The sequence below is a fragment of the Arthrobacter rhizosphaerae genome (assembly GCF_023062595.1).
GTDB lineage: Bacteria > Actinomycetota > Actinomycetes > Actinomycetales > Micrococcaceae > Arthrobacter > Arthrobacter rhizosphaerae.
On the sequence record NZ_JALLAN010000005.1, the window covers coordinates 70,453 to 92,232 of the forward strand.

Here is a 21,780-nt window from a genome sequence, read left to right on the forward strand (position 1 = left end):
GGGATTCCGTTGGAACCCCGGCCTTCACTTTGCCTTTACTTCGCAGGCGGACAGCCGCGAGACATTTTCTAGAGCTTGTCGAAGTCTGCTTCCTCGACAGTTGATTCGGATGCACTGGAGCCGTTTCCGGCGGCGATGGCAGGCTTCGCGCCGCCGGATTTCAGAGCGGCCAGGCGCGCTTCGATCTCGGTCTGTTCGCCGAGGTCCTCAAGCTGGTTGAACTGTGAGTCCAGGCTGGATTCTGCCAGTTCCTGCTGGCCACGGACCTTGGCTTCTTCCCGACGGATCTTTTGTTCAAAGCGACCCACTTCACTGGTGGGGTCCATGATATCGATGCTCTTAAGAGCGTCGTGGACCTGGGACTGTGCGGCGGCAGTCCTGGACCGGGCAACCAGCTCGTTGCGCTTGCTGGTGAGCTCGTTGAGCTTGCCCTTCATCATGTCCAGGCCGGACTTGAGCTTGTCCACAACTTCAGTTTGGGACGCAATGCTGGGCTCCGCAGACTTCGCTTCGTTCTCTGAGGAGATCTGGCGCTGCAGTGCTACCTTGGCGAGGTTATCGAATTTCTGGGCATCAGCAGCATTGCCGGCGCTTCGGTACTCATCCGCCTTGCGTGAAGCGGCCAAGGCTTTGTTGCCCCAGTCCTGAGCGTTCTTGACGTCTTCGTTGTAGTCGTCTTGGAGCATCCGCAGGTTGCCAATAGTTTGCGCAACCGCAGATTCAGCCTCGGCGATGTTGTTGGAGTAGTCCCTGACCATCTGGTCCAGCATCTTCTGCGGATCCTCGGCCTGGTCCAACAGGGAGTTGATATTCGCCTTCGCAAGCTGCGCCATGCGGCCGAAAATGGACTGCTTAACCATGGTGTTACCTTTCGTCCTGCTCGGTTGTTCTCACTGATTTCAGTGAACAGTTGATGTACCGCTCTATCCGCCTCAAGGAGCAAGCCCATTCGGCGCCTAGTCATTCAGGGCTAGAAATCTCCACCGCCGCCAGAGTCTCCTCCCCAGCCACCGCCGGAGTCTCCGCCGAAGCCGCCGGAATCTCCGCCCCACCCTCCACCATCGCTGTGGCCGCCGCCCCAGCCGCCGCCTCCGCCGTTGAGGATGGAGTTGATGAGGATTCCACCGAGAATGGCGCCACCCAAGCCGCCGCCTCCTCCTCCGCCGAACATCCCGCCACCCCCGTAGCCCTGATTCGCGTAACCACCGAAATGGTCGACGTCGGTCTGGGCCAGCTGGGCTGCCTGGGCAGCCAAAGCGTGGGCTTGCTGGGCGTAGGTCAGGGCGGTGACGGGATCGTTCCTGGAGATGGACAGGGCATAGTCAAGGTTCCGCTGTGCCTCAGCCAGGCGCGTACGCGCCTCGGTCCCCACTCCTCCACGGCGCGCCGTGATGTAGTCCGACGTAGCGCTGATCTGGGCCTGGGCGGACATGATGGTTTGCTGAAGGGAAGCCTGTGCCCGGCGGGCCTGTTCCTGCTGGTCCCTGATGCCGCTGAGCGACTGGTCCAAGGACTGATGGGCAGCCTCCACGCGCTCCAAGGTTGCGATGGGATCGATCTTGCCCCCTTGGATTTCCTCTTTCACCTGAGCCAGTGAAGCTTCGACACGCGCTACAGGTCCAGCCAGCTCCGAATGGGCCCCCTGCTGAATCATCGCCTTGGCCTGGGCCAGATCCTGGGAGATGTCCACGACGGCGGCTTCCAGTCCGTTACGGGCCTCGTCGAGGCTGCCGGACACCTTGGATATGGCATCGATCAGAACATTCGTCTGGTGTAGGCCCTCTTCGGCAGCACGTACTGCCGCAGCCGCGAGGCTTCCTTCACCGACGCCAAGCTTCTCCTGGGCCGTCTCGGTGGCATTCTGAACGAAGGCGAGGCGTTCCTTGGCCTGGGTGATGTTATCCGAGACCTGCACCAGGGCGCTGTCTGCGTACTTGGCCCTGAGGCCCGCCAAGGTCTGTTCGGAGTTGGCGATTTTCGCCTCTGCTTCTCGGGCTCCTGCATTCACCGCGGCAAGAGCCTGAGGTGCGGTCTTCTCCAATTCCCGCAGCAAATCGAAGTCTGCCTTCTGTTCCCGGAGAGAAGCCAGAGCAGCTTCGGAGCGGCGGATGATCTCGCCCAGCCAGGTGCGCTGCTGCTCCTCGGTGTCCGGAATGTGGTCATCCAGTTGCTGCTGCAGTTTGAAGGACTCGGACATGTGGCCCTTGGCGTCCTGCAAGGCCTTGGTGAAATTGCCAACTGCCGACTCGCCGTACTGGGCCTCGGCGAAACCGAGTTCCTGCTCGCTGGACTTAATGGCGTCATCAGCCTCGATCAGGAGGGAACCGCTCTTTCGGCGCAACTCCTCGACGGTCAGCGAAGCCAGGGGGTCAAGCTCGGCACCCTGGGGGCCGTAGCTGGCGCTGGATGCCTGGGAAGCTTTTTTCCGTCGATTGCGGAGATACAGGTACGTTCCTACGCCACCGGCCGCAACCACTCCGGTTCCAACGAGGACAGCCGTTCCGGCGCCGCCGCCGGACGGAACTGTACCGCTTCCACCACCGGCCGCATCACCGATGGCTGCCGCTGCGTTAACGGCCGCTTGAGCATAGTCACCGTTCTGAACCTGCGGGTAGACGGCGGAATCAAGTACCTTCTGACGCTGCTCGTTGGTTATCTTGCTGGCACTGTGTTTGGTCAGCTGGTATTTGCGTGCATCGGTAGCTATGGAGAGGACCAGCGAGTTGGAGCTCAGCTTCGCTTTCTCTGCGACTGCCTGGCCCCAAAGGGCCGAGTCGTCCGGGTTGGTGAAGGACTTGACGTAAACCACGTAGAGGTTCAACTGATGGTCGGTCCCCAGTTTCTTAATGGCTTCCTCGACATCAGCCTTGCGGTTCCCCAACACGCCGGCAGAATCTGCAACCTTCGACGCCGGATTCAGCGTCACCGGATCTTCGGCCCAGGCTGCGGTGGCGGGAAGCGCCAGCAAGCCGGCCAGACCGATCACGGCGAGAACACGTCTATAGTTTGACCGCATGTGCAACCCTTCAGCACTTCCGCGGCCGGTCCAGGCTGAACCAGCCGTCACAGAAAGCACCAGCGCCCCCACGCATGTCTAGCCGCAGGGTCGCTGAGGCATTTCCATTTGATTCTATGGTGCACCTATTGGGCCGTCCACATGAGGGAATATGCCACCAGCGAAACGCGCTTAAAGCCTTGTGGCAGCAGTGAGAGAGTCTTTCAGGAACCTCCCAGCAAACGTCCGCATTAGTTTCAGTCGCAGCATCCATAGTTAATGTAGACACGGATGAAAGGAAGTCCAATGACTGAGAACCCACAAGGCGGTTCGCCCGAGAATCGGGAACCGCTGGAACCGGGCGTCGAGGACGCCAGGTACCGCAAGGCAGCAGGAGAACCGGGTGCCCCTGACGCCGGAGCTGTGGCCTCAGGCGAAGAGCGTTCAGTCGGAGGTCCTGCACACTCTCGCGACATTGCCGGCCCCGCCAGCCAGCAGCCGCCCTACGCCATAGGCCACGCGGCCGATGCGAATGTGCCGACTGGCGGCGAGGGGCAGAGTGCCCCCACTGAGAAGTTCGCCCCGCCGGCGGGTCCCGCACAGGACGCGCCCACTGCGCAGTTCGCCTCTCCGACCCGCGAGCCGGAAACCCCCGAGTCAAGCGGCCAGTCAACTGGGCAGCACGCTGGTCACCACACGCCGAACAGCCAGACTTTTGGCCACCAAAGCCCCACGCCCGGCCACCAAAGCCACGACCCCGCGCACGGAGGCAACGGATCCCCGTATGGGCAGCCCACGCCGTTCTACGGTTCCCAGAGCGGATCACATGGAAGCGGTGCCCAGCCTCCTTACGGCCCGGCCCACGTATCCCACCCCGCAAACGCCCCTAAGCGCAAGGCAACCTTCGGCGTCGGCACTCTGGTTGCCAGCATCTTGGCTGCCGGCCTTGTGGGCGGCGGCGTTGTAGCGGCCAGTGACGCTTTCCTTGACGAGAACTCTCCTGCAGCGGTCAGCAGCAGCCAGCAGGGCACCGTGATCGTCAATAACAAGGATGACGTCAACGTTATTACTGCGGCGGCGCAGAAGGCTTCCCCTAGCGTCGTGACCATCAAAGCCACCGGTGGCGGAGAAGGCGGAACGGGATCTGGCATCATTCTTGACACCGAGGGCCATATCCTGACCAATACCCATGTCGTGACGCTTGACGGCAAGGCCGCCAATGCCACTGTGGAAGTGCGTACGAGCGACGGACGGGTCTTGCCGGCCAGCATCGTCGGTACCGATCCGTTGTCCGACCTCGCCGTCATCAAAGTGGACAACGCTTCCGGCCTGATCCCGGCTACGCTGGGCGACTCGGCAAAGCTCAACGTGGGGGACACCGCCGTCGCAATTGGATCCCCGCTGGGCCTGACCGGCACCGTCACGGACGGCATCGTCTCCACCCTGAACCGCACCATCAGCGTCGCCTCGTCTGCCGCACCCAAGGATGGCGGCGACGATTCCCAGGGCGACGACGAAGGCGGCTTCAAGTTCGCACCACCGGACGGCGGGCAGGGCCAGAGCAGTGCTGACCAGGGCTCCATCTCCCTCAACGTGATCCAAACGGACGCGGCTATCAACCCGGGGAACTCCGGCGGGGCGTTGGTCAACAGCAAGGGTGAAGTCATCGGCGTGAACGTGGCCATCGCTTCCGCAGGGGGCGACTCCAGCAGCAGCGGCAACATCGGCGTCGGCTTCAGTGTTCCGATCAACCACGCCAAACGAGTTGCGCAGGAGATCATTGACACCGGCAAGGCCAGCCATGGCCAGTTCGGCGTCAGCGTCAAGGCAAAGTCAGCAAGTAGTGCAGCATCAGCGTTTTCAGTAGGCGCTGAGGTGGCCACCGTGGAGTCCGGTTCGGCCGCAGCCAAGGCCGGGATCAAGGTCGGAGATGTGGTCACCAAGTTCAATGACCTTGCCATCAGTGATCCGAACCAGCTGACGGCGGCGGTGCGCGAACAGCCGGCGGGAGCCTCAGTCAAGGTCACCATCCTTCGAGGCGGCCAGGAGCAGCAGCTGGACGTGACGCTCGGAGCAGCGGCTGAACAATAGAAAACCGAGCAGGAACAACGGCGGGGCGCCCATTGGTGCCCCGCCGTCGCTTTGTCCGCGGCTGCTCGCGGGCGCTCGATTTGTGGGGAACCAGGCCGGGACGGCAAATGGGTCTGAAACAGGCGTTAACGCAGGCCGTGGGTATGAGCCGCTATATGGTTAGCTAGGATTTACCCGCACCCCTGGGAAATCCGCGGACATGACCCCACCCGGCTGGCGTTCCATGGACATGGAGTGCCGCTGAACAGAAAGTGGAAGAGACATTGAAGATCATCGTGCTGGTCAAGCATGTTCCTGACGCCCAATTGGACCGTCACCTCAACGGCGCGGACTACACAACAGACCGTGCTGAGAGCATCCTGTCCGAACTGGACGAATATGCGCTCGAAGCCGCCCTGCAACTGACAGAGGCCCAAGGCGGCAAGGGAGCCGGCCACCAGGTCATCGCCTTGAGTATGGGCCCGGCAGGGGCAGCCAACGCCATCAAGAAGTCGCTGCAGATTGGCGCCACTGAGGGCGTCCACCTCAAGGACGACGCTCTCGCGGGCTCGGATGCTGCGGCCACGTCGTTGGCACTGGCCGCAACTGTCCGGTATTTGAGTGCTGGCAGCCCCGTCGACCTGATCCTTACCGGTATGGCTTCCACAGACGGCGAAACTTCCCTCGTGCCCGCGCAGCTGGCCGAACGCCTGGGCCTCCCGCAGGTGACTTTCGCGTCGGAGCTTGAGATTTCCGCCGGCCGGATTACCGCCCGGCGCGACAGCGACACCCACTACGACACCATTGAGGCCCCTTTGCCTGCCGTGGTGTCCGTGACGGACCAGATCAACGAGCCGCGATTCCCCAACTTCAAGGGCATCATCGCTGCGAAGCGGAAAACCATCATCACCTTGTCCCTCGCGGATATCGGCGTCAATCCCGCTGAGGTGGGCCTGTCCGGTTCCTGGACAGCAGTGCAGAATGCCGAACCGCGTCCACCGCGCACCGCCGGCACCATCATCACCGACGAGGGCGACGCCGGCATCCAGCTGGTTGACTTCCTGGCCGCCCAGAAGCTGCTCTAAGGGGAATCCACGAATATGGCAAATGTACTTGTATTCATTGACAATCAGAGCCCCACTCTCAAGAAGAGCAGCCTCGAGCTGCTCACCATTGCCCGGACGCTCGGCGAGCCGGTTGCGGCATTTAACGGCGAATTCAACGACGACGTCGCGGCTGCATTAAGTTCCTACGGGGTCACTGCTGTGTACCGTCCGGGGAGTGCAGACCTCGATGACTACCTCGTAGCTCCGAAGGCCGCCTACCTGGCCGAAGCTGTTGCCGCAACCGGTGCAGGCACAGTGCTCATCGAGAACTCATCGGACGGCAAGGAGATCGCCGCGAGGCTGGGCATCAAGCTCGGAGCAGGCGTAGTCACCGACGTCGTAGGAGTTGAAGCAGACGGCGGGGCTCACAAATCAGTGCTGGCTGGCTCCTATAAAACGGTATGCCGCGCCACCACGCCGGTTTCGATTCTGACAGTCAAAGCGAACTCGGTGACCCCTGAACCTGCTCCCACGGCAACGACGCCAGAGTCCGTCACCATCGAGGTTCCGGCCGCAGCCACGGCGAACGCAGCGCGCATCACCGGACGAAGCAACAAGGCAACCAGCGGGCGTCCTGACCTTCTGGACGCACGTATTGTGGTGGCCGGCGGCCGTGGCGTGGACGGCGATTTTGGCCCGGTGGAGGAACTGGCGGACGCACTGGGCGCAGCAGTGGGAGCTTCCCGCGCCGCTACCGACGCCGGTTGGATCAGCCACGACGCCCAAGTGGGTCAAACCGGAAAGACGGTTTCTCCCGAGCTTTACATTTCCGCCGGAATTTCGGGGGCCGTGCAGCAGAAGGCCGGCATGCAAACGGCCAAGGTTATCGTGGCAATCAACAACGACGCCGAGTCTCCTGTTTTCGAGATCGCGGACTTCGGGATTGTGGGGGATCTCTTCGAGGTCCTGCCGCAGGCAACCGCGGAAATCAAGAAACGCAAAGGCTGATGATTGAGCACTGATCCTGGATCAGCGCAGAGCCCGTTCAACCCTGCTGTCCGGGTTGAACGGGTCCTCTGTTTTGGAGCCCACCCCGATGACATCGACTTCGGTGCTGCGGGCACGGTCGCTGCGTGGACCGCGACAGGTGTAGAGGTCAGTTACTGCATCATGACCGACGGCGACGCTGGAGGGTTCGACCCTTCCCAACGTGAAGCGATTGTGGCCCTTCGCGCGGAGGAGCAACGCCGGGCGGCTGCCTTGGTCGGAGTCTCTAAGATCCACTACCTCCACGAGCGTGACGGTTTCCTGGAACCCTCGCATGACGTGATGCGGGGAGTGGTAAAAGTGATCCGGGAAGTCCGCCCCGACGTCGTACTCTCCATGCACCCCGAGCGTAACTGGAACCGGATCCAGAAGAGCCACCCGGATCATCTGGCGGTCGGGGAAGCCGTGACCCGCGCCGTGTACCCGGCCCTCGAAAACCCGTTCGCCTATCCTGAATTGGCCGAGGCCGGGCTTGAGGCGTACAAATTGCCGTGGCTATGGCTTTTCGCGGGACCCGAGGAGCGGGAGAACCACTTTGTGGACATCACAGACCACGTTGAGGACAAGCTCGCCGCCATTCATGTCCACACCAGCCAGCATCCCGATGTTCAGGCCATGGACAGAACCGTGCGCGGAATGATGTTGCAGAACGGTCAGCGCGGAGGCATGAAAGAAGGTCGCAGCGCTGAGGCCTTCCACGTGGTCAGAATCAACGGCGACAGTACCATCGCCGGCTTCTGAGGGAGTCAGGCTCCCAAAGTAGCTTCGGCGACTGGTTGGGTGCTGGGGGACCCGGACCCGCCCAGCGGTTCCACAGTAATACCCAGCGACGCAGCCGCCTGAATGCCGTCAACCACCGCGGGCTTCGATAAGGCTTCCGCGTCCATGAGTCCCTTTGAGACCGGCGCAGAACCATCCTTCGGGATCAGCCACATCTGGTAGACCTTGCCCTCGGGAGGCGCAGGAACGCCGTCCATGGTGACCACCAGGGCGTTCTTCGACGGCGAGATAGCCAGGTTGGCCGTGCCACCGCCTGTTACACCCACGCTCGCCTTACGGAGATCCTGGGCCTGGAGTACCTGGTTGAGGGGATCGTTCTGGTATGCGTTATAAGCTCCGATCCCCACTCCGCCCAAAGCCAGCGCGGCGGCAGCCGCCACGCCGATGATCCAGTTCCTCATTGAGCCGGGCCGGCGCCGTTCCTCACGCCGTTGGCGCGCGGCGGCCAAGGCGTCGGGGATGGCGGCAGCTTCCTGCTGTGCAGGCACCTGAGCCATGATGCGGCCAAAGAGGTCGGACGGCGGCTCCTCCTCCACGGTAAAACTTATGGCGAGCGTCTCGCGTGCCTGGCGCACACGATCGTTGAAGGCCTGGCGCTCTTCGGGCGTCGCTGCCGCTATGTGCCTGTCCACCACCGCCCGCTCCTCCTCGCTGAGGGCGTCCAGTGCGTAGAGTTCAGCCAGTTCCGCTGCACGTCCGGTAGCCAGGTCGGTGGCAATGTCTACGGAAAAGATCATCGGATCACGATCGCTGTTGTTTTCAGTCATCTCAACTCACACCCAAACAGGTCTTCAGCCGGATCAGTCCGTCACGGATGCGGGATTTGATGGTAGGCACGGCGGCGTTCAGCCTTTCGGCTACTTCGCGGTACGTCAGTCCGCCGTAATAGGCAAGGCGCACGGACTCCTGCTGGGTTTCAGTCAAAGTGCCCAGGCATCGCACTACGGCCTCTGCCTCCATCCGGCTGTCCACTTCGTCCGAAACGGAGTCGTGGTCAATGTCCTGGCTGCGGGCTCCGTACCTGGCTTCCCTGTCGGTGGCGGACTGGGTGGAGCGCACCTTGTCCACCGCGCGGCGATGGGAAATGGTCATCAGCCAAGCCAGGGGGCTTCCAGCTTCATCGTTGAACTTCGACGCATTTTGCCAAACCTGCAGAAAGACCTCTTGAGTGGTGTCCTCGCTGAGCTCCGCATCGATCAGCACCCTCCGCGCCATTCCATACACACGCCTCGAGGTGAGCTCATAAAACTCCGCGAAGGCGGGCTGGCTTCCGGCCGCTATCTGGGCGAGCAGGGAGCTCAGACGGCGGTTCAGTTCAACACTGGTGCCAGCCGAGGCTGTGGCCTCAGGGTTTGGCGCGTTGGGAGTGTCCATCACCGTCAAGCATATGTCGGCCGGAGACGGTGCGGGAGCGCGGAGGCTGACGGAAGATTTGCCGTGAGGTGCGGTTTCGGTATCCCCGCCAGGGAGTGCTGTCAGTATTCTCACCTTCCGCTATCACGTTCCCTCCGCTCGCTTTCGTACTAGGGATTCGGCGCCGGCGGAAGTTCGGATGGGAAGAAGGCAGTTGCTGTTTCCTACAGCTTGGCTCCCGCGAATCCATTCTGTCGCCATGCCTCATAGACGGCGATGGACGCAGCGTTGGCCAGGTTCAGCGAGCGCAGGGATGGGAGCATCGGCAGGCGGACACGCGAGGTTACATGGGGATCGGACTTGATGGATTCCGGAAGTCCCACGGATTCCTTGCCGAACAGCAGGACGTCGCCCGGGCGGTAGCTGATGTCTGCATAGGACGCCTCGCCGTCGGAGGTGAACGCGAAAACCCGCTCCGGCTCAAGGGCCTTCCACGCGGCGTCGAGGTCCTGATGGATGGTGACAACGGCGAGGTCATGGTAATCCAGCCCGGCCCTGCGAAGTTTGGCGTCGGAAAAATCGAACCCGAGAGGCTCAATGAGGTGCAACTCTGCGCCGGTTATGGCAGCCAGGCGGATGGCGTTGCCGGTATTGCCGGGAATTTCAGGGGTATGGAAGAGGATGCGGAACACTGTCCCATAGTAGCTACCCCTGCCGCCGGTGTTGGCCGGACAGGTGTACGCCGCGTCAGTGCATTCCGCGGAGCAGCCTGGCCAGTACCGGCACGTTCACGGTGTTGGGAGCCGGTCCTGAACTCAAGAACTGCTTGAGCCCCCGTGCCAGCCCGGCAGCGTTGACCACCTGCACCATGTCCAGGCTGCTGCGGGACCGCCGGTGGTGGTCGATGACGGGCTCATGGAGGTTACCGTCGGGGCTGTGTATGACTGTCCAGCCTGTGACGTTCAATTCAGGGAAAATGTCCTGCATGCGCCTTACCACATGCGCCAGCTGTGGTGGCGCGATGGAGCGGCCGCCGTGGTTGAGGGTACTGCCGTTCCACGCATAGGCACCTTTTGGAAGCAGCATGGATCCGATGATCGCAAGCCGGTATCCGGAGAGGACAGCGTGATCGATGTGGCTGTTGTCAGCGGGGGACTGAAGGCCGTTGATGAGCCTGGCGGCGGGAATGGCAGGAAGGATCTGGCGGGTGACCAGCTGGACGGTACGCATTTCACGCTGGATACGGGCCTCGGCTCCGAAGATCCCACGTTTCCGGGGCATCCCATGCACCTGTTGGCGGGCCAATTCAAAGGGTATGAGGGGAACGTATCCCTCTTGGTCGGGGGAGTCGAACGGCGGAATATAGACGGCGGGGTCACCTGCCGTGTTCCGGGGAGTGTTGGGGCGCCGGACGGTGGACGCGGCATGGCTGCCTGCCGCTGGAGCGTCGAAGTGCGCGCCGTCGTCGTCCTCTGACGTTCCCATCGCATAGGCGCGGTCGTATGCTGAACGGCGTTTGGGATCCATGAGAGTCTCGTATGCGAGAGTAACCCGGCGGAAAGCGGCGGCGTCACCGCCCTGGTCAGGATGGGACAGGCGTGCGGCCTTCCGGTAAGCCACCTTGATCTCCTTCTCCGTTGCCGTGACGGCTATACGGAGAACCTGATAGTGGGAGCTGCTGCCCTGGGTCAACCACGGATCCTTTTCTTGATGGTGCCAGCCCGCTCAGGCAGTCCGGTCCGGCCAGTTTAACCGGCTAGGAACACAACGACTGCACGGTCGCTCTTGGTTCCCGCGTGGCGGCGGGACCAGGCTGCGGGGTCAGGCGGCATTGGAAGAGGTGGCGGGGCGGCCGAGGCAGACCGACTGCGGTGGCGAGGCTGGTCCGTGCGAATCGGTTGTGGCGGCGACGGAGATTAGACTTTTGCGGAGGCCCGTGCAGGACGGCGTCTTCGGCAGGGCAGCGGGGGGACTGGGTGCAGGACATGAACGGCAAGACGCGCCGGGAGATGCAGCGGGATAAATCGGCCAAGCGGGCTGGCCGCCTGGCGGGGCCTCGGGGGAGTGTTCTTCGAGCTGTCCTGCTCTCAGCCGGTGTGGCGTTGACAGTGGCGGGCTGCAGCCTGGACGTACCGGACCCTGCTGCTCCCAAGATTGTTCCCCCCACCCCGGTAGTAGCCACACCGACCATAACTCCGGGATACGATGCCGCTGCCGTGGCCGGTAAGGACATGCCCTTCGCGGCAGGCGATACGCTGCCTGCAGGGGTTCCTGTAGGGATTTCTGACGGGCTGGCCAAAGCCCCGGGTTGGAAGCCCGGGAAGCAGGATGTGGCGGGCGAAAATCAGTACATCAAAGCCGACGGCTGTCTTGTGGCCGCTAAAGTGCGGACAAACCAGTGGCCCCTGACCTCCAGCGGCAATGACAAAACGTCCACGGCCGAGCTCTTCACCTACCTCGATTCCACCATCCTGCCGGACTACCTGACGCCGGCCAATCTGCGCTGGGGAGGCGAACCGGACAAGCCTGCTCCCAAGGTGGAGGTCCTGGTCCTTGAAAGCCGGCCAACTTCCGGGGCCAAGGCCACCTCGATAATGGCGAGAATGTTCGCCAAGACCGGCTCTTCCGTCTATATCTCCATTTCCTGTCCGGATCAGGCGACGTTGTCAGCTGCGAAGGCCGATGTGGTCCAAAGCGTGGCCGTTGTGCCGCCATCGAACTGACGCCACCTTCCATAAGGCTCCCCCTGAGCTGCCTCCAGCCGAAGCGGCGGGGCCCCAACGCTAGAATTGGTATGTGCCTGCCTACCTTGATCATGCCGCTACTACGCCCTTGTCCCCGGAGGCGTTGGCTGCACTGACGCGGGAACTTTCCCGCACCGGCAACCCCTCTTCGCTGCACGGCTCCGGGCGCCGGGCCCGTCGCTCAGTCGAGGATGCCCGTGAAGCGCTTGCCGCAGCGGCCGGAGCGCACCCCTCAGAAGTCATCTTTACCTCGGGAGGTACCGAGGCGGACAACCTTGCAGGTAAGGGACTGTATTGGGCCCGCCACGGCGAAGATCCTTCGCGCACGCGCATACTGTGCTCCGCCGTCGAGCATCCCGCAGTCCTGGATACGGTGGAATGGCTGGAAAAACATGAGGGAGCCGAGGCCTGCTGGCTTCCGGTGGACAGTGACGGCGTGGTCCGGTTGGATGCTTTGAGGTCCGAGCTAGCGCGCGATCCAGGTTCCATTGCCTTGGTCACGGTGATGTGGGCCAACAACGAGGTAGGAACAATCCAGCCGATTGCGGAGATCGTGGAGCTGGCGCACGCCGCAGGTGTTCCGGTGCATTCCGACGCTGTCCAGGCATTTGGCTCCCTGCCAGTGGCCTTCAGGGATGTCGGCCTGGATGCCATGTCGATTTCAGGACACAAGATAGGTGGCCCGGTGGGTGTCGGGGCCCTGCTGTTGGGGAGATCGGTGAAGCTGACCCCCGTGCAGCACGGCGGAGGCCAGGAGCGGGACGTCCGCTCGGGAACGTTGGACACGGCGTCCATCGCAGCCTTCGCCGCAGCTGCCGAAACCGTCACCCGGAACATTTCGGCCGAATCCGCACGCATCGCGGGCCTCCGCGACCGCCTTATTGCAGGAGTGCAGGCAGCGATACCGGCGGCAGTCCTGCGAGGGGCGCCTGGCATCGGCCGCCTGCCGGGTAACGCGCACTTCACTTTCCCCGGATGTGAAGGGGACTCTCTGCTGTTCCTGCTGGATCTGGCGGGAGTGGAATCGTCCACAGGTTCGGCCTGCACTGCCGGTGTTCCGCGTCCCTCCCATGTGCTCCTTGCCATGGGCCTGGACGAAGAGACTGCCAGGGGAGCGCAGCGCTTCACCTTGGGGCATGCGTCCACGGACGCGGATGTCGATGTGTTGCTGAAGGCATTGCCTGATGCTTACAATCGCGCCGCCCAGGCCGGTATGGCGGGACATGTATCCTCCATCCAGACGGCCGCGACTGTAGCCCGTCAGGGTTCAGCAAGCAGCTGATCCAAGGGCACTCCGGCATCGGCCAGGGTATCGGCTGCCAGCTGCCTCCGTGAACTGATCAGTTCTTTAATCACCTTTTGGGCGGAGGGCTTGGGTTTGGCTGCCTTTGGCCAGTTGACGCTCATGCCCGCGACCACCCGCCCTTCACGTTGCCAAAATGCTATGAACTCCTTGGTTTCGAGCGAGCCGCGCAGCACGGGACTTTCTTGGGCCAGCGACGGGAATCCCGAATACTCCATGCTGACGTCGAACTGGTCGGTATAGAAATAAGGAATTGTGTCGAACACCGCGTCCTGCCCCAGCATGGCTTTGGCTACAGTTTTGCCACCGTTCAACGCATTGGACCAGTGCTCGCTGCGGTGGTGCTGGCCGGTGAACGGGTGGAGGGCATTGGCGACGTCCCCGGCTGCATAAATGTCCGGAGCCGAAGTCCGCAGCGACGCGTCAGTCAAAATGCCGTTGTCCAGCTCCAGGCCTGCTTCCTTGGCAAGTTCCACGTCCGGGACTACTCCGACGGCGATCACGACAGTGTCTGCCGGAAGGAACTCCCCGGAGTCGGTTAGCACGCCCGTTGCCTTGCCTGAGCTTCCTCGTATTTCTACAGCGGATGCCCCAAGCCTGAAACCTACGCCGTTGGCCTCGTGGAGGCTGTGGAAGAATTTGCCCAGATCCGTCCCGATCGCAGCAGACAGCGGAATGTCCTCAAGCCCGATCAGGGTCACCTGGTTGCCGTAGGTGCTCGCGGCCGCGGCCAACTCCATTCCTATCCAGCCTGAGCCGATCATCACAACATTCCTGCCGCCGTCGGACAGCCTGTCCCGGAGCCGACGGCTGTCATCGACAGTCCGGAAGGTAGTTACGCCGTCAAGCCCGCTACCTGGCAGCGGTATGGTCCGGGGTTGGGCGCCACTGGCGAGGAGCAGCGAGTCGAACTGAAGGCTGCTGCCATTGGCCAGGGTTACGCCATGACCGGACGGGTCGATTTCAGTGACCGTGACGCCCAGGCGGAGGTCGACGTCGTTCTCCCGGTACCAGGACTCCGGCACCACGGGAAGGGCTTCTTCGCCCTCTTTACCCAGGAGGTATTCCTTCGAGAGCGGCGGCCGCAGGTACGGATGATGCTTCTCTGCGCCAATGAGCGTGAGGGAACCGGCGAAGCCTTCGCCTCGGAGTGTCTTTGCCGCCGTTGCCCCCGCCAGCCCTCCTCCCACGATAACGATGCGTCCGGCAACCATGATGCGCCTCGATTCCGGCTGCAACACGGCAGCCTTCGTATGCTGATTTCTAAAACTATTACTTTTGACTTTAGAAGGACGGGCAGCCGACGGTCAAGAGACTTTGGGCCCTGATTCGCAAGGACAGTAGAATAAGTAAGCGGGCTCTGTACCTACCGGTATATCAAACCGGAAAGCCGCCCCGAAATCCCCGAATTTTTCCTGGAGAAAGCCAGTATGCGAGTTCTTGCAGCCATGAGCGGTGGAGTAGATTCCGCCGTTGCCGCCGCCCGCGCCGTTGAGGCCGGGCACGACGTCGTCGGTGTGCACCTGGCGCTCTCCCGCATGCCGGGAACCCTCCGCACTGGCAGCCGGGGCTGCTGCACGATCGAAGACTCGCGCGATGCCTGGCGGGCTTGTGACGTCCTCGGGATCCCCTATTATGTCTGGGACTTCTCCGAGCGCTTCAAAGAAGACGTCGTGCAGGACTTCATTGATGAATACGCCGCCGGCCGCACGCCAAATCCGTGCATGCGCTGCAACGAGCGCATTAAGTTCGCCGCATTGCTGGAAAAGGCCATCGCCTTGGGTTTTGACGCCGTCTGCACCGGGCACTACGCCAAGGTGATTGAGGATTCGAACGGCAACCGGGAGCTTCACCGCGCTGCAGACTGGGCCAAAGATCAAAGCTATGTGCTGGGTGTGCTGACGCACGAACAGCTGAAGCATTCGATGTTCCCGCTGGCAGATACGCCCTCGAAGGCCGAGGTCCGCGCCGAAGCTGAGCGGCGGGGCCTGTCTGTGGCAAACAAGCCGGACAGCCATGACATCTGCTTCATTCCGGACGGCGACACCGCTGGCTGGCTGGCTGAGAAAATCGAAATGACTACAGGGGACATCGTTGATGAAACCGGCTCTAAAGTAGGCGAACACCCTGGCGCCAACGCCTTCACCGTCGGCCAGCGCCGCGGACTGAAGCTGGGCACTCCCGCTGCCGACGGCAAGCCGCGCTTTGTCCTGGAGATCCGCCCCAAGGAAAACAAAGTGGTTGTGGGGCCGGAGGCGCTGCTTGCCATTGACGAAATCCGGGGTATCAAGGTGTCCTGGGCCGGCCTCCCCATCGACGAGGTCAATACAGGTGAGCACTTTGACTGCCACGCCCAGGTCCGTGCCCACGGTGACCCCGTACCTGCGCGCGCATGGATGGAGCGCTCTACCAACGAGGATGGTCGCAGCCAGGAAAACCTCGTGGTCACCCTCATCAACCCCCTGCGGGGAGTTGCGCCCGGGCAGACGGTGGTTCTGTACCAGGGGAGCCGGGTCCTTGGTCAGGCGACCATTGATACGGCCCGTTCCCTGCAGCGCGCAGCCCTCTAAGCCGCGGGATATCCTGCCGGTCAACCTTCAGGCCGAAGAAAACGATAGTCATGCATCAATCCGGTAAATATTGTGTTTCAAATCACGTGATCTGACCTTTCGGTACCGGATTCTCTGATTGAATCAAGGCATCAGCACGGCGCGCCGTAATACGGAGTAACTTTCGAGCAAGAAAGTACTTCCGCCGTACCTCAGGCGGCGCGCGGTAGTCATCGAACAGAAAGTTCAAAGATGCCAACAACTAAGAAAGCCCTGCGGAGTGCTATCGCGCTTGCGGGCGTTTCCGCACTCGCCTTGACTGCCTGCACGGGCCCGTCAGGCGGCGGAACAAACACCGGCGGAGCGGGAGGTGGAACCATTACGTATGGCACCACTGACAAGGTGGTCACTCTGGACCCCGCAGGCTCCTACGATGCCGGTTCATTCATGGTGATGAACCAGATCTACCCGTTCCTGATGAACGCCAAGCCCGGAACCGCTGACTCCACCCCTGACATCGCTGAGTCAGCAGAATTCACGAGCCCCACGGAATACACCGTCAAGCTGAAGTCGGATCTCAAATTTGCGAACGGCCACGCGTTGACGTCGTCGGACGTGAAGTTCTCCTTCGACCGCGTCGTCAAAATCGCTGACCCCAACGGCCCGGCCTCCCTTCTGGGGAACCTCGCCTCCGTGGCCACCCCTGACGACCAGACAGTCGTCTTTACGCTGGAGGACGGTAACGACCAGGTCTTCCCCGGTGTACTCGCTGCCAACTCGGGACCCATCGTCGATGAAGAGGTATTCCCGGCCGACAAGGTCATGACCGACGACGAAATCGTCAAAGGCAAGCCCTTTGCCGGTCCCTACACCATCGAAAGCTACAAGAAAAACGAACTGATCAGCCTCAAACCCAATCCCGATTACAAGGGCCTCTTGGGCAAGCCGGCCAATGACGGCGCCAACATCAAGTACTACGCGGACGCCAACAACCTCAAGCTGGAAGTGCAGCAGGGCGGGATCGACGTCGCGGGCCGCAGCCTGACAGCCACTGATGTCGCTGACCTTGAGAAGGATTCCAAAGTCAAGGTTCACAAGGGGCCCGGTGGCGAGCTCCGGTACATCGTTTTCAACTTTGACACCATGCCGTTCGGCGCCAAAGCACCTGATGCGGATCCTGCCAAGGCGCTCGCAGTCCGGCAGGCAATGGCTCACATCGTAGACCGGGAAGCGCTTGCTACGCAGGTTTACAAGGGAACGTACCTGCCGGCGTACTCGGTTGTTCCGGACGGCTTTGTCGGCGCTACCCAACCGCTCAAGGAAATGTATGGTGACGGCACCGGCAAGCCCAGCCTTGACAAGGGGAAGAAGGCCTTCTCGGATGCTGGCGTCACCGCTCCCGTGACTATCAAGCTCCAGTACAACCCTGACCACTACGGCGAGTCCTCAGGCGACGAATACGCCATGATCAAGGAGCAACTGGAGAAGTCGGGGCTGTTCAAGGTGGACCTGCAGTCGACTGAATGGGTCACGTACTCCAAGGACAGGACGGCCGACGCCTATCCCGTTTACCAGCTGGGCTGGTTCCCGGATTACTCAGACGCCGACAACTACCTGACGCCGTTCTTCGTCCCGGGCAACTTCCTGGGCAACCACTACGAGAACCCGGCTGTGACCGAGCTGATCGGCAAGCAGCTGACCACCGTTGATAAGGCCGAACGCGAGAAAGTCCTGGGTGAAGCCCAGGAGGCCGTTGCCAAGGATCTCTCCACCTTGCCGCTCCTGCAGGGTGCACAACTGATGGTGGCCGGTGCGAATGTCAAGGGCGTTGATACCACCCTTGATGCTTCCTTCAAGACCCGTCTTGGCGTGATTTCCAAGTAAGAGTCCCATCAGGTCCTGACCAGCCACGGAGGCGGGGCGCCACCACGGCGTCCCGCCTTTTGCTGGTCGCCCGGTCCCCAACAACGCCGGGAATCTCTAGATTTTAGGTACGAATGACAACCCTTATTGATGCGCCGCCAAGCGACGCCGACGGCATCCTCCCGTCGAAAAAGAAGTCATCGGGTGGCGGTCTTGGCCAGTACATACTGGTCAGGTTTCTCCTGATCTTCCCCACGATCTTTATCCTCGTCACCATGGTTTTCTTCCTGATGCGGATCACCGGTGACCCCATAACGTCAGCCCTGGGCGGCAGGCTTCCCCCTGATCAACTGCAGGAGCGGATCCACGCCGCAGGCTACGACAGGCCAATTCTGGTGCAGTATCTGGAATATCTTGGCCAACTCATCACCGGGAATTTCGGCACTACGTTGTCGGACAACCGCAAGGTTTCTGAGATGCTGACCACCTATGGCGCGGCCACCCTGGAACTGTCCATTAACGCGGTGCTCGTTGCCCTGGTAGTGGGGATTCCCCTGGGAATGATCGCCGCTCACCGGCGTGACAAGGCACCGGATGCCGTGCTCCGCATTTTCGCCATCCTTTGCTATTCGACTCCCGTGTTCTTCTCCGGACTACTCTTCAAACTGACGTTCTCAGTCTGGCTGGGCTGGCTGCCCGTGGCAGGTCGCGCCACGACCTCCAGTGAGCTTTCGCTGACTGCCCTGTCCGCCCCTTCCGGAATCTACTGGCTCGATGCCCTCCGCAGCGGGAACATGGCAGCCCTTGGCGACGTCGTGGCCCACGCCGTTCTTCCCGCCATCGCCCTGGGCCTCCTGACAGCCGGAATCTTCCTTCGGCTCGTCCGGACCAACGTCATCGGCACACTGGGCAAGGACTACATCGAAGCCGGACGCTCACGTGGCGTCAGCGAATTCAGACTGGTGACCAAACACGCCTACAAGCCTGCCCTGATCCCCATCATTACCGTTATGGGGCTTCAGATCGCAGTGCTGCTTGGGGGAGCGGTGCTGACTGAGACCACCTTCGAATGGAAGGGGCTGGGCTTCCAGCTGGCTTCATACCTGACTGCCCGTGATTTTGTGGCTGTCCAAGGCATCGTGGTCCTGCTGGCAATCATCGTGGCCGTCACCAACTTCATCGTGGACATCGCGGCCGCGCTGATCGACCCCCGTGTGAGGTACTGACATGAGCACAGTTTCCCCCCTGCCGATCGCGGCGGATCCCAGGCAACCCCTGTTCAAGCGGCTGCCGGTAATTTCGCATTTCAACAAGAGTGTCGGCCTCCAGCGCGGAATGCTGGTGGCCGGACTCGTGCTGACGGGAATTTTTGTCCTGACGGCGATCCTTGCCCCCCTGATTGCGCCCTTCGGTTTTTCACAGATCTCCGACGCCGACGGCAGCTTCCCTACGCAGGAACCGCCAGGCGGCAAGCACCTCTGGGGTACCACCGTGGGTGGATACGACGTTTTCTCACGGGTTGTTTGGGGCACGCAGACGGCAATCATGGTGATCATCGTCGCCGTCGTGATGTCCCTCTTTGTCGGGGTCATTCTCGGACTGGTGAGCGGCTACTTCGGGGGCTGGCTGGACCGGGTACTCGTTGTGGTCGCGGACGCTGTCTACGCTTTTCCCTCCCTCCTCGTGGCTATCGTCATGGCTATCGTCATCAGCGGGGGAAGGTCCAGCCTCATCGGCGGAATCCTTGCTGCGGCGATCTCCATAACCGTTGTGTTCATTCCTCAGTATTTCCGCGTAATCCGGGCGGAGACCATTCGCTTGAAGGCCGAGCCATTTGTGGAATCAGCCAAGGTTGTGGGCGCCTCGAATGTTCGGATCATGACTCGGCACATCTACGGGAACGCCACACGTACACTGCCGCTCATCTTCACCCTTAACGCTTCAGAGGCCATCCTCACCCTTGCGGCCCTGGGCTTCCTGGGCTTCGGCATCGAGCCGACGTCGGCCGCTGAGTGGGGGTTCGACCTGAACAAGGCCCTGGCTGATACAACGTCGGGAATTTGGTGGACGGGCGTATTCCCTGGCCTCGCCATTGTCCTCACAGTCCTGGGCCTGACCCTTGTGGGCGAAAGCATCAATGATCTCAACGATCCCCGTCTACGGGGACGCAAGCGCGCCGGCGGCAAGGGTGGAGCAGATGCTCCCACCGCTTCCCAGGCTGCGTTTGAAGACGAAGCGAGGACGTTATGACCATCAACATCGATCCCATAAAGGACGACGCCGGCGGCTCCGGACCGGTGCTTGATATCGACCATCTGAAGGTTACCTTTGCCACCGACGGGGGTGACGTGCATGCGGTAAAGGACGTCAGCCTGCAGGTAAAGCAGGGCGAGGTCCTGGCCATTGTGGGGGAGTCCGGGTCCGGTAAGACCGTGACAGCCAAGACGATCCTTGGGCTCCTCCCGGAAACCGCCACCAGTTCAGGGGCTGTGCTTATCAATGGCAACAACGTCATCAGCGTGAGCGCCGCGCGTTTGCGCCAGATCCGTGGCAACGACGTCGCTATGGTTTTCCAGGAACCGTCGACTGCCCTTAACCCGGTCTTTACCGTCGGCTGGCAGATAGCGGAGGGTCTTCGCGCCCATGCCGGCAGGGGAGAGGGCGGTCACCGCATCAGCAAGCGGGAGGCGAAACTGCTGGCGATCGATGCGCTGCGCAGGGTGGGCATCCCTGATCCTGAAAACAGGGTCAACTACTACCCTCACCAGTTTTCGGGCGGTCAGAAACAACGGGTTGTCATCGCGGCAGCCCTGGCCTTGAACCCGGGACTCATTGTTGCGGACGAACCCACAACCGCCCTTGATGTAACCGTGCAGGCTGAGATACTGCAGTTGCTGAGGGACCTTAGGGACATCTATGGCACATCAATTGTCCTGATTACCCACAACATGGGAGTCGTGGCTGACCTTGCCGACCGCGTGGTGGTCATGTATCAGGGCGATGTGGTGGAGGAAGCTCCTTCCAGGGTCCTCTTCGCCCAACCAAAACAGGAGTACACGCAGAAGCTGCTCGCGGCTGTTCCCCATCTCGGCAGGAATTCTGCGTCCGAGGGCATGAAGGAACGGGCGCACCAACATGGCAAGGTGCTGGTTGAGGCCAAGGACCTGACCATTGAATATCCCGGCAGGCTTGGCAGCCCGGGATTCAAGGCGGTGGACCGTGTCAGCTTCACCCTGTCCGAGGGCGAAGTTTTTGGCCTGGTGGGTGAATCAGGATCCGGCAAAACGACTATCGGCAGGGCGATCGCGGGGCTGAACCGGGCCACCGGAGGCAGCCTGAAAGTCCTTGGCTACGAAATGCTCAACCTCAAGGAGCGCACTTTCAAGCCGCACCGCAAGGATATTGGCTTTGTTTTCCAGGATCCTGCCGCCTCGTTCAACCCGCATCTCACCATTGGCGATTGCGTTGCTGAGCCACTCATCATCCATGGTGACCCGACGCCTGCCCAGGTACGCCAGCGGGTTCGCGAGCTGCTCGAATCGGTGCAGTTGCCGGCGTCGTACGCAGGCAGGTATCCGCATGAGCTCTCCGGAGGGCAACGGCAGCGGGCTTCCTTGGCCCGTGCCCTCATCCTGAACCCCAAGCTGCTCATTGCAGACGAGCCGACGTCAGCCTTGGACGTCTCAGTCCAGGCCAAAGTGCTGGAGCTCTTCAAAGAGATCCAGCAGGAGTTCGGCTTTGCGGCCTTGTTCATCAGTCACGACCTTGCGGTCGTTGACATCCTGTCCCACTGGGTAGGTGTGCTCTACAAAGGCAGGCTGGTGGAACAAGGTCTGGGCCACGTGGTGATGGGCGCCCCGCAGCATGACTACACCAGGCGGCTCATCGCGTCCTTGCCTGTGCCTGATCCTGAAGAACAGGCCCGGCGACGGGAAGAGAACCGGGCACTGCTCGCAACGTAGTCCCGGCGCAGGCAGGAAACCGCCGCCGTTCCGGACCAGTTCTTTGCCGGACGGCGGCGGGGTAGGGC

Annotated in this window: 18 protein-coding genes; 11 read left to right on the forward strand and 7 right to left on the reverse strand. The window is 61.8% G+C overall.

The annotated features are described in order from the left end of the window. Positions 1 to 68 precede the first annotated feature (68 nt). Both MU551_RS08505 and MU551_RS08510 read right to left on the reverse strand, forming a co-directional pair. Entirely contained in the window at positions 69 to 860 is a 792-nt protein-coding gene (locus MU551_RS08505) for a PspA/IM30 family protein (protein WP_247042504.1), read from the reverse strand. A 110-nt stretch (positions 861 to 970) separates the two neighbouring features. Further along, the gene (locus MU551_RS08510; RefSeq protein WP_247042507.1) at positions 971 to 3,016 is read right to left on the reverse strand and encodes a TPM domain-containing protein; all 2,046 of its coding nucleotides are present in this window, start codon (positions 3,014 to 3,016) and stop codon (positions 971 to 973) included. 285 nt (positions 3,017 to 3,301) lie between these two features. Here MU551_RS08510 and MU551_RS08515 point away from each other — a divergent pair, with 285 nt between their 5' ends. From MU551_RS08515 to MU551_RS08530, 4 genes are all read left to right on the forward strand, one after another. Further along, positions 3,302 to 5,086: a trypsin-like peptidase domain-containing protein gene (locus MU551_RS08515; protein ID WP_247042508.1), complete on the forward strand. Its 1,785-nt coding sequence runs from the start codon at positions 3,302 to 3,304 to the stop codon at positions 5,084 to 5,086. 263 nt (positions 5,087 to 5,349) lie between these two features. Beyond that, a complete protein-coding gene (locus MU551_RS08520) occupies positions 5,350 to 6,150 on the forward strand; it encodes an electron transfer flavoprotein subunit beta/FixA family protein (RefSeq protein ID WP_247043154.1) in 801 nt (266 codons plus the stop codon). 15 nt (positions 6,151 to 6,165) lie between these two features. Then, positions 6,166 to 7,119: an electron transfer flavoprotein subunit alpha/FixB family protein gene (locus MU551_RS08525; RefSeq protein WP_247042509.1), complete on the forward strand. Its 954-nt coding sequence runs from the start codon at positions 6,166 to 6,168 to the stop codon at positions 7,117 to 7,119. A 3-nt stretch (positions 7,120 to 7,122) separates the two neighbouring features. Further along, positions 7,123 to 7,899 carry a PIG-L deacetylase family protein gene (locus MU551_RS08530; protein ID WP_247042510.1) on the forward strand — a complete coding sequence of 259 codons (777 nt, stop codon included), beginning with the start codon at positions 7,123 to 7,125 and terminating at the stop codon, positions 7,897 to 7,899. A gap of 5 nt (positions 7,900 to 7,904) precedes the next feature. On the opposite strand, the gene MU551_RS08535 is transcribed toward MU551_RS08530, so the two are convergent. From MU551_RS08535 to MU551_RS08550, 4 genes are all read right to left on the reverse strand, one after another. After that, the gene (locus MU551_RS08535) at positions 7,905 to 8,705 is read right to left on the reverse strand and encodes an anti-sigma factor (protein WP_247042513.1); all 801 of its coding nucleotides are present in this window, start codon (positions 8,703 to 8,705) and stop codon (positions 7,905 to 7,907) included. Position 8,706: 1 nt separating this feature from the next. After that, on the reverse strand, positions 8,707 to 9,312 hold the full coding sequence (gene sigK / locus MU551_RS08540; protein WP_247042515.1) for an ECF RNA polymerase sigma factor SigK: 606 nt from the start codon (positions 9,310 to 9,312) through the stop codon (positions 8,707 to 8,709). Positions 9,313 to 9,515: 203 nt separating this feature from the next. Further along, positions 9,516 to 9,983: a tRNA (cytidine(34)-2'-O)-methyltransferase gene (locus MU551_RS08545; protein WP_247042519.1), complete on the reverse strand. Its 468-nt coding sequence runs from the start codon at positions 9,981 to 9,983 to the stop codon at positions 9,516 to 9,518. 55 nt (positions 9,984 to 10,038) lie between these two features. Then, on the reverse strand, positions 10,039 to 10,983 hold the full coding sequence (locus MU551_RS08550; protein WP_247042520.1) for a J domain-containing protein: 945 nt from the start codon (positions 10,981 to 10,983) through the stop codon (positions 10,039 to 10,041). 293 nt (positions 10,984 to 11,276) lie between these two features. On the opposite strand from MU551_RS08550, the gene MU551_RS08555 reads away from it, so the two are divergent. Together MU551_RS08555 and MU551_RS08560 are read left to right on the forward strand one after the other, a co-directional pair. Further along, the gene (locus MU551_RS08555) at positions 11,277 to 12,014 is read left to right on the forward strand and encodes a hypothetical protein (protein ID WP_247042522.1); all 738 of its coding nucleotides are present in this window, start codon (positions 11,277 to 11,279) and stop codon (positions 12,012 to 12,014) included. Between the two features lie 73 nt (positions 12,015 to 12,087). Continuing rightward, complete coding sequence (locus tag MU551_RS08560) at positions 12,088 to 13,317, forward strand: cysteine desulfurase family protein (RefSeq protein ID WP_247042524.1); 1,230 nt, start codon at positions 12,088 to 12,090, stop codon at positions 13,315 to 13,317. On the opposite strand, the gene MU551_RS08565 is transcribed toward MU551_RS08560, so the two are convergent. After that, a complete protein-coding gene (locus MU551_RS08565) occupies positions 13,296 to 14,552 on the reverse strand; it encodes an NAD(P)/FAD-dependent oxidoreductase (RefSeq protein WP_247043156.1) in 1,257 nt (418 codons plus the stop codon). The genes MU551_RS08560 and MU551_RS08565 overlap by 22 nt on opposite strands. Positions 14,553 to 14,768: 216 nt before the next feature. On the opposite strand from MU551_RS08565, the gene mnmA reads away from it, so the two are divergent. The 5 genes from mnmA to MU551_RS08590 all read left to right on the forward strand — a co-directional run bounded on the left by mnmA (position 14,769) and on the right by MU551_RS08590 (position 21,712). Then, positions 14,769 to 15,908: a tRNA 2-thiouridine(34) synthase MnmA gene (mnmA, locus tag MU551_RS08570; RefSeq protein ID WP_247042531.1), complete on the forward strand. Its 1,140-nt coding sequence runs from the start codon at positions 14,769 to 14,771 to the stop codon at positions 15,906 to 15,908. A gap of 231 nt (positions 15,909 to 16,139) precedes the next feature. Continuing rightward, the gene (locus MU551_RS08575) at positions 16,140 to 17,771 is read left to right on the forward strand and encodes an ABC transporter substrate-binding protein (protein ID WP_247042532.1); all 1,632 of its coding nucleotides are present in this window, start codon (positions 16,140 to 16,142) and stop codon (positions 17,769 to 17,771) included. 113 nt (positions 17,772 to 17,884) lie between these two features. Then, positions 17,885 to 18,976, forward strand: coding sequence for an ABC transporter permease (locus MU551_RS08580; RefSeq protein WP_247042533.1), 1,092 nt, complete (start codon positions 17,885 to 17,887; stop codon positions 18,974 to 18,976). A 1-nt stretch (position 18,977) separates the two neighbouring features. Then, entirely contained in the window at positions 18,978 to 20,000 is a 1,023-nt protein-coding gene (locus tag MU551_RS08585) for an ABC transporter permease (protein ID WP_247042534.1), read from the forward strand. Continuing rightward, positions 19,997 to 21,712 (forward strand): ABC transporter ATP-binding protein, encoded by a 1,716-nt coding sequence (locus MU551_RS08590; RefSeq protein WP_247042535.1) that lies wholly within the window; start codon positions 19,997 to 19,999, stop codon positions 21,710 to 21,712. The genes MU551_RS08585 and MU551_RS08590 overlap by 4 nt, the downstream gene beginning before the upstream one ends. The last annotated feature ends 68 nt before the right edge of the window (positions 21,713 to 21,780 follow it).

What these genes read in the sequence shown, in the direction of transcription:
- MU551_RS08505 (WP_247042504.1), bottom strand. Translation starts at nt 860, where the DNA reads ATGGTTAAGCAGTCCATTTTCGGCCGCATGGCGCAGCTTGCGAAGGCG.
- MU551_RS08510 (WP_247042507.1), bottom strand. Translation starts at nt 3,016, where the DNA reads ATGCGGTCAAACTATAGACGTGTTCTCGCCGTGATCGGTCTGGCCGGC.
- MU551_RS08515 (WP_247042508.1), top strand. Translation starts at nt 3,302, where the DNA reads ATGACTGAGAACCCACAAGGCGGTTCGCCCGAGAATCGGGAACCGCTG.
- MU551_RS08525 (WP_247042509.1), top strand. Translation starts at nt 6,166, where the DNA reads ATGGCAAATGTACTTGTATTCATTGACAATCAGAGCCCCACTCTCAAG.
- MU551_RS08535 (WP_247042513.1), bottom strand. Translation starts at nt 8,705, where the DNA reads ATGACTGAAAACAACAGCGATCGTGATCCGATGATCTTTTCCGTAGAC.
- sigK (WP_247042515.1), bottom strand. Translation starts at nt 9,312, where the DNA reads ATGGACACTCCCAACGCGCCAAACCCTGAGGCCACAGCCTCGGCTGGC.
- MU551_RS08555 (WP_247042522.1), top strand. Translation starts at nt 11,277, where the DNA reads ATGAACGGCAAGACGCGCCGGGAGATGCAGCGGGATAAATCGGCCAAG.
- MU551_RS08565 (WP_247043156.1), bottom strand. Translation starts at nt 14,552, where the DNA reads ATGGTTGCCGGACGCATCGTTATCGTGGGAGGAGGGCTGGCGGGGGCA.
- mnmA (WP_247042531.1), top strand. Translation starts at nt 14,769, where the DNA reads ATGCGAGTTCTTGCAGCCATGAGCGGTGGAGTAGATTCCGCCGTTGCC.
- MU551_RS08575 (WP_247042532.1), top strand. Translation starts at nt 16,140, where the DNA reads ATGCCAACAACTAAGAAAGCCCTGCGGAGTGCTATCGCGCTTGCGGGC.
- MU551_RS08580 (WP_247042533.1), top strand. Translation starts at nt 17,885, where the DNA reads ATGACAACCCTTATTGATGCGCCGCCAAGCGACGCCGACGGCATCCTC.
- MU551_RS08585 (WP_247042534.1), top strand. Translation starts at nt 18,978, where the DNA reads ATGAGCACAGTTTCCCCCCTGCCGATCGCGGCGGATCCCAGGCAACCC.
- MU551_RS08590 (WP_247042535.1), top strand. Translation starts at nt 19,997, where the DNA reads ATGACCATCAACATCGATCCCATAAAGGACGACGCCGGCGGCTCCGGA.